Annotated in this window: 8 protein-coding genes and 1 rRNA gene; 3 read left to right on the top strand and 6 right to left on the bottom strand. The window is 28.5% G+C overall.

Annotated elements, in window-relative coordinates; all coding sequences use genetic code 4:
• Positions 1-5: 5 nt before the first annotated feature.
• Both recA and ACXYRP_RS03480 read left to right on the top strand, forming a co-directional pair.
• Positions 6-986, top strand: a complete 981-nt coding sequence (recA, locus tag ACXYRP_RS03485) for a recombinase RecA (protein WP_458597703.1) — start codon at positions 6-8, stop codon at positions 984-986.
• A gap of 38 nt (positions 987-1,024) precedes the next feature.
• Positions 1,025-1,852, top strand: coding sequence for a TIGR00282 family metallophosphoesterase (locus tag ACXYRP_RS03480; protein ID WP_458597701.1), 828 nt, complete (start codon positions 1,025-1,027; stop codon positions 1,850-1,852).
• 36 nt (positions 1,853-1,888) lie between these two features.
• On the opposite strand, the gene ACXYRP_RS03475 is transcribed toward ACXYRP_RS03480, so the two are convergent.
• From ACXYRP_RS03475 to ACXYRP_RS03450, 6 genes are all read right to left on the bottom strand, one after another.
• Complete coding sequence (locus tag ACXYRP_RS03475; RefSeq protein WP_458597699.1) at positions 1,889-2,701, bottom strand: ABC transporter permease subunit; 813 nt, start codon at positions 2,699-2,701, stop codon at positions 1,889-1,891.
• Positions 2,694-3,641 carry a hypothetical protein gene (locus ACXYRP_RS03470; RefSeq protein ID WP_458597697.1) on the bottom strand — a complete coding sequence of 316 codons (948 nt, stop codon included), beginning with the start codon at positions 3,639-3,641 and terminating at the stop codon, positions 2,694-2,696. The genes ACXYRP_RS03475 and ACXYRP_RS03470 overlap by 8 nt, the downstream gene beginning before the upstream one ends.
• Entirely contained in the window at positions 3,613-4,791 is a 1,179-nt protein-coding gene (locus ACXYRP_RS03465) for an ATP-binding cassette domain-containing protein (protein WP_458597695.1), read from the bottom strand. The genes ACXYRP_RS03470 and ACXYRP_RS03465 overlap by 29 nt, the downstream gene beginning before the upstream one ends.
• 48 nt (positions 4,792-4,839) lie before the next feature.
• Complete coding sequence (locus ACXYRP_RS03460; protein WP_458597693.1) at positions 4,840-6,645, bottom strand: P68 family surface lipoprotein; 1,806 nt, start codon at positions 6,643-6,645, stop codon at positions 4,840-4,842.
• Between the two features lie 89 nt (positions 6,646-6,734).
• The gene (locus ACXYRP_RS03455) at positions 6,735-8,579 is read right to left on the bottom strand and encodes a P68 family surface lipoprotein (protein WP_458597691.1); all 1,845 of its coding nucleotides are present in this window, start codon (positions 8,577-8,579) and stop codon (positions 6,735-6,737) included.
• Positions 8,580-8,649: 70 nt separating this feature from the next.
• The gene (locus tag ACXYRP_RS03450; protein WP_458615226.1) at positions 8,650-10,548 is read right to left on the bottom strand and encodes a P68 family surface lipoprotein; all 1,899 of its coding nucleotides are present in this window, start codon (positions 10,546-10,548) and stop codon (positions 8,650-8,652) included.
• 257 nt (positions 10,549-10,805) lie between these two features.
• Between ACXYRP_RS03450 and ACXYRP_RS03445 the strand changes: the two genes are divergently transcribed.
• Positions 10,806-11,082 (top strand): 16S ribosomal RNA (locus tag ACXYRP_RS03445); the annotation flags it as partial.

The raw sequence follows: 11,082 nt of genomic DNA, 5'->3' as shown, positions 1-11,082 counted from the left end.
GTGAAATGGAAAACAATAAAGACATTATAACTACAACAATAAATCAAATCGAAAAGAAGTTTGGTAAAGAATCTATTATGCTTTTAGGAGATGTTCCTGAATTAGCAGTAGAAACATTCAGTAGTGGCAGCATAACACTAGATAATTTACTTGGTGGTGGTTATCCAAAAGGGCGTATCATAGAGATTTATGGACCTGAAAGTTGTGGTAAAACAACTTTATCATTACATGCAGTAGCAGAGATTCAAAGACAAGGTGGAGTTGCGGCATTTATCGATGCAGAACATTCAATAGATCCATTATTTGCTCAAAAAATAGGTGTAGATGTTAATAATTTAATACTATCGCAACCTGATAGTGGTGAGCAAGCACTAGAAATAGTCGATATTTTAGCAAAAACAGGTAATATTGATTTAATAATAGTCGATTCAGTAGCAGCATTAGTTCCAGAAGCAGAATTGAACGGAGAAATGACAGATCAACAAATTGGTGCTCAAGCCCGCTTAATGTCAAAGGCATTAAGAAAAATAACAGGAAATCTTAATAAAAATAAAACTACTATTATTTTTATTAATCAAATCCGCGAAAAAGTTGGGGTAATTTTTGGTAATCCAGAAACAACACCAGGTGGTCGTGCGTTGAAATTCTATTCAAGCATTCGTGTAGAAGTTCGTAAGGGACAACAAATTATTGAAGATAAAGAAGTTATAGGTGCTGAAATTAAATTTAAAGTTGTTAAAAACAAAATTGCACCACCATATCGTAGTGGACAAAGTGAATTTTACTTCGATAAAGGAATTGATAAAATTGGTGAAGTAATTGATATGGCGACTGAAAAAGATATACTTGATAAAAAGGGTGCTTGATATGGATATCAAGGACAAAATGTTGCTCAGGGTAAGAAAAACCTACGTGATTATTTATTAACACATTCTGATATATATGATGAAATCCTAAGTCAAGTTCAAGAATATAGTAAGCATTAGCCTTACTTATTTTTATAAACATTTATAATATATGTATTATGAGTATCAGAATCTTGTTTTTAGGTGATGTTTTTGGGTTACCAGGTATTATAACTGTTGAAAAATATTTATATAAGATAAAAAAAGAACACAATATTGATTTTGTCATTGCACAAGGAGAAAATGTAACAGGACGTAAAGGTTTGTCGGTGGAAGATTATTATCGCTTAAAAAAAGCAGGAATTGATTGTTTTACAATGGGAAATCATGTTTGAGCTGATGAAAGTATATTGCAAATTATTAATAAAGCAGATATAGTGAGACCTTTTAATGTTAATTATGAATATGAGGGATTTGGATCAAAGGTTTTTAGTATAAATGGTTCAACATTAAGAGTTTCTTCTTTTATGGGAGTAAGTTTTAACGAACTGTTTAAGCCTTGACAAGAACAATATGCTAATTCATTTTTATTATCCTTTGATGAATTAACAAATAATTTCCAAAAAGCAGATTTTCATTTTATAGATTTTCATGCAGAAACAACAAGCGAAAAATATGTTTTTGGTTTGTATGTAGACGGAAAAGTTGATGCTATATGTGGGACACATACACATGTCCAAACAAACGATGCACATATTTTACCAAACGGAACAGTCTATATAACTGATGCCGGAATGGTAGGTCCTATTAATTCTGCTATTGGTGTAAATCCTGCTGAAATAATGGCTAAAATAAATGATGATGGAAGTAAAAAAGAAAAATTTGTTGTAAGTTCGAACAACACCCAAATAAATGGGGTTATTATTACATTATATAAAAATGGTATGAAAGAAAAGAAAAATAAAATAGAAACATTAAACATTCAAAATATTGATATTTATAAATAAAATACTTTTAAGTTATAATAAAGACTTAAAAGTATTTTAAACAGAACGAACAATTTTCTTAGAAAAAATAAAGTAAACTGTTAATGGTATAGCAATAACAACTAATGCCCCAGCAGATTGAATGTTTAGCAAACTTCCTCCAGCAGGGACTTGTCCAATTTGTCTAAATCAGATACCGACAGTTGCATCATTTGTTCCGCTAAGTATATAATTTGGTCATAAATAATCATTTCATACAGAAACAAAACTAAAAATAATCAAGAGAATATAGGTTTCTTTCATTTCTTTTCAATAAATTAAATATATTTTCTGTCATAATGTGAGATTATCAATTTTCATTGCTTTATAATATTTTTGTTTACTCTTTTCAAAATGGATAAGTAGATTATACATAAAAAAGTAAGAGAAAAATCCATTTGTAACAAGTGATAAAGGTGTTAAACTGTTTGTGATGTTCAGTTCATTAAGCACCTTATTTAATGATAAGTATATAGCAAATTCAGGGATGAAAGATAAAATAAGTATTATAAGTAAGATAACCTTCTTAGATCTTTTTCCGAGTTTTGAAATACCTATGACAAATAGTGTGTATGTTATCAAACGAATAGATAAAAGCATCAAGGAACTACTTAGAGAAAGTCCAACTGCTTTTCAAAAACGAATATCACTAAAGAAATTGAAATTAGAAAAATCAAACTTTCTCAATCTTATAGTAAATCTTTTATTAACCACATCATCGGTAGGCATTAAGGCAGAGACGATTAAAATATAAATCGGAAATAAGATGATAATGATTAAAATGACTATTAAAATAATAATTAATGCTTCCTTAAATGCTTTTTTATACATCTTTTGCTCCTTTATACTTTATAATAAGTTGAAAAGTCTTTTTGAATACAAATAAACCTAATCAGCTTATTATAAACAGAAACAGTAAGTATAAAATTACTAGTAAACTTGCTGCATATGCTTTGTTTGTATCTACTGATAATGTTCCTGCAAAAGGTTTAATTAATGAAAAAATATAACTTGTAAGTGTATGGGCCCCAGTTGGTACGATGCGTTCTTCAGGTATGATAGCACCAGGATACATTAAAAAAGAGAAAATTAAGTTTGTATATGTAACTAAAATAAAGTATTTTCGGAATTCAACATAATATAAATATTTAAGTCGATCTCAGAATCTAAGATTATCTATTTTAATTAATTTAGCATATTTAACATTAATGCGACTAAAAATAAAACCAAAAATAATGATATTAAAGGGCATTGATCGTCAAAGTTGAAACAGCGTCATATAAAATTTAATACTTAATAAGTTATTTCCGTAAAGAAAACTCCGTTTCGAGTTAAATATACCAAAAAACAAGTTCTCTTCACCAAACAGTAAGATAAAGGCTAATCCAACTGTATAACCAGAAATAAAAAATTGTGAATAAATTAACTTTAAAAAAAAGTTTCTAGTTCTTTTTAAAGTTAAAGAACTGATTAAATAAGAAACAATTATAGATAAAAATAAAGAGATAAATGTAGGTACAAAAAACAAAAAGGTGGAATTTTTCAATCCTGTCTGAAAGTCGTTATCTTCTATAACACGACGATAATTATCTCAACCATAAGAATAATAAATTTTCTTAGTTTTTGATGGAAAATTTATAAATGATTCATGAAATAAATTCACTACGGGGTAGATATAAAAGATGATTACAAGGATTAACAAAGGTAGAATATATAATAAAGCAAGTGAAACATTAGATAATTTAGTTTTGTTGATCGATAACTTCTTCATGTTTAAAACTCATTATTTTGTTTTCTGGTATATTTACATCTACTTTATCTAAAATATTCAATGTTGAATTTGTGTTTGAAACTACATATTCTTTGTCTTGATTTTGTATTGTATATATTGTTAGATCAGCAATATTTTCCTTTTGTCTAACAATTCATTCTGAATCAGTCGATAAGGAAATTTGAATATCTTTAGGTTTTACAAAATATTTATATATATCATCCTCTTTGATTAGATTTAATCTTGGTGAGCAAAAGAAGTGCGCTACAAAGTATGATGCAGGTTCTTCTAACACTTTATCTTTTGTATCGAATTGTTCTATTCTGCCATTATTCATTACCATTATATAATCACTAAGTTTTAAAGCATCATTTTGATCGTGAGTAACTAAAATAATTGATAAATTAAATTCTTTCTTGATTTTTAAAATTCATTCAATAGTTTTTTCTTTAATCTTAACATCGAGAGCTGAAAAGGGTTCATCCATAAGCATCAAAGTAGACTTTTTAATTATCGCTTTAGCAATTAATACACGCTGCTTTTGACCACCTGAGATATTTTGTGCTTTTTGCTTTAAAATTTGCTTTATTTCTACTTTATCAGCAATAAAATCTAGGTCTTTTTTGAAAAACTGCTTAAGTTTTGATTCTTTTTGTAAAACTTTAAATGCATTTTGGTTTTTAAACATATATTTAAAAAACAAAAAATGTCATATTGTATAGAATAATCATCTTTCTTTCTTTTCGTTTTTTGTTTCTTTATACTTATTAATAAGTTTTTGTAAAAAAGGTGATAAATAATATTTAGCATCAAAATTTTGTAAGAATTCTAACCTTTTTTCATGTCTTCAAACAAATGAGTTTTTTGCGCTTAGATAAATATTATGAAAAACACTTATTTCCTCATAAAGAAAGTTTTCTTGCAAAATATAACCTATTTGAGCAGTCTGCATATTGTTAAAAAGAGTGATTTCAGCACTTTTTGGTGTTTCAATTTTAGATAACAAATTTAATAAGGTAGTTTTGCCTGCTCCTGATGGCCCAACTATCGATATTATTTTATTTTCAGGAATATATAATTCTGGGATATTTAAAATTTCTTTTTTTTGTTTTACAAAAACAAGATTTTTTACACTTGCTATACCATTCATAAATAAATTTTACCAAATATACAAAAACAAAAATAAATATGACAATAACTATGAGTTTTTTATCATATTTAAAATGATTTGATATGCTTGTTCTCCTGTTATTATTTTTGGATTCTTTTTCAATGTAGAATCAAGAAGTAAAGAGCGAATTTTTTCGACAATAGCAGATGTTGTTTGGTCGATAGGAACTCAAAAAATATCTTCGCTTTTACTGTTTTCAAAGTTTTTTAATCCTTTGAAAGTTGTATCAGCTGCATATAAATAATTGCTTTCTGTGCTTAATTTATCAATTTGTTTTTGGATTTCATCGGAATTATTTGAATTAGTTTTAAGTTGATTTTTAAGTAACTTTAATTTATTAGTTAAAATAGTTTGTCTTTGAACATATCAATCTGATGCAGATTCAATTTGACTTTTTTGTGGGATTATATAACCAGTTTTTTGTGCTAATAAATCAGTAACCTTAATGTATTCACCATTATAATTTACATTTCCTTGATAAAGTCATTTTAAAAATAATAAAGTTGCATTATCTTGTTTTCCTCCATTATCAATTGAAATTGGGATTAAATTTGATCCACCTTCGATGTATGTGGAAAAAGCATCATTTGCTCTGTTTTTAGTAAGTTGCTCCTGTAAATAAATATCATCTCTTTGAGCTCATTTTTTATATTTTTCTTTATCATCTTTGCTTAAATAAAAAAATCTGGAAATTGGACTATCCATAGATTGCTCATAACCTACATTAGCTACAAAAGAAAAAATCGCTTTATAATCACGCAATGCTCATGAACCTCATTCATCCATTTGGTTTTCAAATTTTATATCTTGAAAAACTGCATTATTTAAATACTCATTATGATTTAGAGCGACAAATTCATTAAATGTATCTATAAATGCCTTTTTTATGTTAGCATCTTCAAGATTGTATTTCACCTTTGAAAAGTCATATTTATCATTAGTTTTTTGAAGTTGCCAAATTCGCTTGCCCTGTAGTTTGTTATTTAAAACTTTTAAAAATGCATCATCTCTTTCATCGATTGTGAAAATCGCTAAATCATCAATTTGATCGCTTGTTTCAACCTTTGATTTATCAAATTCTAATATACTTTTAAGCTTACGAGCAAGATCAAAAAGTGATTCTATCCCGTTAAATGTAGCATCATTAATTATATAACCTTTTAAATTGGTATCGTCTTTGATTTTTAAGTAGTTGATTAATGAATTACTTGGTATTTGGTTACCTAAATCCTTGTGCTGCAAAGCATATTGATATATTTTTGAATTTTCATCAATAGTTGCTCCAGCTTGTTTTAAAAATTCAAATGCTTTATTTAACAAATCGATATTTATAGAAAAACCATCTATATCAGTAACATCAAAAGGAAGATTATAAATACGAGTATTATTAATTTTTTCGCCAGCTAAATTAGTGTGAGTTGTAACAAGTTTGCTTGGAAAATAACTAACTGGTAACACACTTGAAACATCCAAAAGTTTATTATATGAATTAATTAAAAATGCACCTGCTTGGTTACCTAAAAAAATGTTTGCTAGCTTGCTATCATCGTTTTTGATATATTCTGCATTTTGAGCTGCTAATTTTAATTCTGAATTAGTTTTGGTGTCATTGCTAGTTAGTAGTTGCACAGGAAGAAAATTAGGTTGGTCTTTCATTTGTTGATTATACAAAGGGATAATTTCCTTTAGTCCCATAATCAAAGGAAAATAATCACCTTGTGATGTAGCAAAAAGAATTTTACTTTCTCTTTGTTTTTGTGCATTTGAACAACTAATAGCAACTGCTGATGTTGCTAATGATGCGATTGATAAAAATCTCAGTAACTTTTTCATTATAACTCCTTATGGATTATTGCTATATTATAATGCAAAATCATAAATAAAAGAATTAGCAAAATAAAATTGCACATAGTGCAATCTTATTACTGATTTTTTGAAATAATTTGTAGAACTTCATCTAAAACTTGCTGTCCTGTTTTAAAAGATGGATTTTTGTTTAATGTTGAATTTATTAATGATTCCTTAATTACAGCATCGATTTTTGAGGTAGTTTCATTACCTGGTAAATCAAATAATTTTGCTACATCTGTATCGACAAATTCTTTTAAAGATGTGAACGACAATGCTCCTGAATGAAGGTGATGTGTCTCTGTTTTTAGTTCTTCAGTTTGATCATCTAAGGTTTTATTAGGTTGATTTTTGAGTTTTGCTTCATTAGCATCAATTTCATCCTTTAAGGTTTTTTCAGCATTTTCATAAAAACTGATTCCACGTTCTAAATCCTTATTTAAAGGTATAACATAAGCAGCTAATTGTGTCATTAAGTCACGGACATTAATTTCCTTATTATTTCAAGTAGTTTTTCCATTGTAAAGTCAATTAATAAACATAGTAGTTGCTTTATCTTCATCACCACCATTATCAATTGAAATAGGGACTAATGATGATCCACCCTCGATATAGGTTGCAAAATCATCGTCTGCCTTATTTTTTAAAACTTGTTGTTGTAAATAAACATCATCGCTTGTGGTTCACTTTGCTAACACATCAGCAGTTGGTTTATTAAAATATCTAATAGTCTTTGAATTAAATGTGTATTCATATGAAACAGAAGCAAAGATGCTGAAAATTACCTGATATTGACGCATATGTGAAGAACTTGATTCGCTTTTTCCTTCAAATTTAACATCTCTAAATAAAACATCATTAACATTTTTGTCATTTGATGCTTGTACAATAGTTAATTTGTTTTTAACAAATTCGTTAAAAACATCGATAAAATCAGCTTGCATCTTCTTATTTGTTGCTAAATTAAAAGTAATTTTACTTTGATCATATTGACCATTTGTGGAGTTTAGTTGTCAAAGTTTTTTACCTTTAAGTCTATTATTTAGCACTTTATAAAATTCATCTAATGTGTAATCGATTGAAAAGACTTGTAAAGGGATAATAGGTTTGTTGAATTTAGCAACCTTATCATTATCTATTTCAACTGAATCATAAAACTTGTGTGCTAGTTCAAAAAGCGATTCAACCCCTTGGAAAGTTTTAGAATTTATAGCGTAACCTTTTAATGAATCTGGTTTTATTTTTAAGAAATTTATTACTGATTCATCAGGGATGTGATTTCCTTTATCTTTATATTCATTTAAGGTATCAAAAAGTTTTCCATTTCGGTCGATATTTGCTCCTGCTTGTCGCATTAAGTCTAACATCTTATTCATTAAGTCAATGTTTAATATAAATCCGTTGGTATCTGAGACATCAAAAGGTAAGTTAAATAATTTGCTACCTAGTTTTTCTCCAACAACACTAGTATGATTTTCAAGTATTTTCTTAGGAAATAAAGAAATTGGAAGTTCTTTTGATGTATCAAGAAGTTTTTGATATTTATTGATAATATATGCAGTGGTTTTGCTACCTAAAAGCAAGTTAGCAAGTCTGGAATCGTTACTTTTAATATAATTTTCAGTTTGTGTAGCTAAACCAAATTCGCCATCTGCTTTTGTTATTTCCTTTGTTTGTAACTCTACAGGTAAAAACCCAGGTTGGTCTTTCATTTCTTTGTTATACAGAGGAATCATCTTTTCTAATGCATACATTAAAGGTCAAGAATTAGGTTGTGCAGTGGCAAAAACAATTTTCTTATCTTTTGCAGCATTGTTTGTTAGATATTCAGTTTGTTTTGTTTTACTTTGTGAGCAACTTGCTGCAAGAGCTACTGAAGCAAGGGAAATAATAGAAAAGAGTTTAGTATATTTTTTCATTTGTGTCCTTTTTATTAATACTAGTTAAAAGTTAAAATTTAAAATCATGTATACACATGATTTCGTATTATTAGTTTTCTTTACTGATTAAATCTAAAACATGGTTTAACACATCTGTTCCGTTTGCTTTAGTTGCATTTTTATCAAGGGTTGAATTAAGCAATTGTGTAGCGATGTATGCATTAATCTTTGTTGTTTTAGGATTACTTGGTAAGCTAAATAAATCTTCATTACCATCGTTAAATTCTTTTAATGAAGTGAATGATAATGCAGCTGAGTGTGTATAGTTAGCTTGTGATTTTAATGCTTCAGTTGCTTTTTGTAGGTTGGTTTTTTCTTCACCATCTGATAAAGTTTTTAGTTTTGTTTCATTTGCAGCAATTTGTGTATCTAAATCTGATTCCACATTGTTGTAAAAACTTACTCCACGAGTTAAATCTGTGTTTAATGGAATGATGTATGCAGAAAGTTCAGACATTAAATCACGAACATTAACCTCTTTATTATTTCATGTGGTTTTACCGTTATACAATCAGTTTAAAAACATCTTTGTAGCAGCATCTTCTTTACTACCAACAGCAACAGGGATTAAACTAGAACCACCTTCAAAATAGGTAGCATTAGTATCATCTGCTTTGTTTTTAGTAATTTGTTGTTGTAAGAAAACATCATCACGAGTTGTTCATTTCTTTGGAGCATCAGGGTTTTTAGCAGCAAAGAAATTGCGAGATGTTTGCGAATTAACTGATTGCTCAAGACCGACAGAAGCAACTATAGCAAAAATGGTTTGATATTGTCTCATATGTCATGATGCTCATTCATTTGAGTTATTTTCGAATTTTACATCTCTAAATAAGATAGGTTTAGGCACATCTTTATCACCTACCTTGGTTTGAACTTGTATTGAATGGTTATCTACAAATTTGTTAAATACTTCAACAAATTTGTCTTTCATTGCTTGATCACTTGGTAAGTTGTATTTGATTTTAGACAAGTCAAATTGATTATTTGTTGTAGGTTCAAGTTCTCAAAGTTTTTTATAATTTAAATCATTATTGATAAGTTTGTAAAACTCATCTTGTTGGTAGTCAATTGAAAAAGCTTGTAATGGAATAAGTTCGGTTGTTGCTGTAGCAACTTTAGCAGTATCAACTTCGACTGCTGAATAGAATTTTCTTGCAAATTCAAATAAACTTTCAACACCTTCAAAAGTTTTTTGATTAACTATATATCCTGTTAGTGATCCAGGTTTTGCTTTTAAGTAGTTAATTACTGATTCAGCAGGGATGTTATTTCCTTTGTCTTTGTTTGCAGTAAGTTTTTCAAAAACTTTACCTTCACTCACAACAGTAGCACCGGCTGTTTTCATTAGTTCTAATGCTTTGTTTAATAAGTCGATGTTAATACTAAATCCATTAGTATCAGAAACATCAAAAGGAAGGTTATAAATTTTTCCACCTGATGTATCTTCACCAACTAAGTTGTTGTGATTCTTTAAGATTTTAGTTGGAAACAAATTGTTAGGTAAAGTATCAGAAACATCTAAAATCTTACCATATGAATTAATTTGATATGCAGTGGTTTTGTTACCTAAGAGTAAGTTAGCAAGTTTTGCATCATTAGTTCTGATATAATTTTCAGCTTGTGTTCCAAGTTCATATTCACTTTTTGCTTTAGTTTCATCAGCTGTCTCTAAAACAACAGGTAAATATCCTGCTTGATCTTTCATTGTTTGATTATATAAAGGCACAAGTTGCTTAAGAGCAATCATTAAAGGGTATACCTTTCCTTGTGCAGTTGCTAGACGAACAGTATTATCAGAAGCAGCTTTGTCGGTTGGATATTGAGCTGTTTCTGTGCCTGTTCCTGGTGTTTTCTTTTGCTGCGAAGTTCCACAACTAGCAGCAATTAGTGTAGTTAAGCTTGAAGTACCAAAAAGTACTGAAAGAAGCTTATACTTTCTTGTCATTGAATCTCCTTTTATATTATTTTTAATGTTTGCTAATATTTTACTACTTTTTCACACAAATTCATTTATATAATATAAATAAATATAAAATATGTAAGAGAAGAATAATTATTCTTTCGATAAATTACAAATTAAAAATCAAAAAAAAATAAAAAAATAATTTTGCTTTTTTATTTTACTGCTATAATATCTAAGCGACTTTTAAAAAAAGTTCAAAAAAGTTCTTTGAAAACTAGATATAAAACATGACAGTCAATTTTTTCGAGAGTTTGATCCTGGCTCAGGATGAACGCTGGCTGTGTGCCTAATACATGCATGTCGGGCGAAGTTATTTATAACTTAGCGGCGAATGGGTGAGTAACACGTACTTAACGTACCTTTTAGATTAGGATAACGATGAGAAATTATCGCTAATACTGGATACCTTTAACTTTTGCATAAAAGTTAAATTAAAGGAGCATTTGCTCCACTAAGAGATCGGGGTGCGGAGCATTAGTTAGTTGGTAGGGTAAAGGCCTACCAAGACGATGATGT

This window comes from Mycoplasma sp. 5912 (assembly GCF_054353835.1).
Note: the sequence above shows the minus strand (reverse complement) of the source record. Positions and strands in the feature narration are given on the sequence as shown.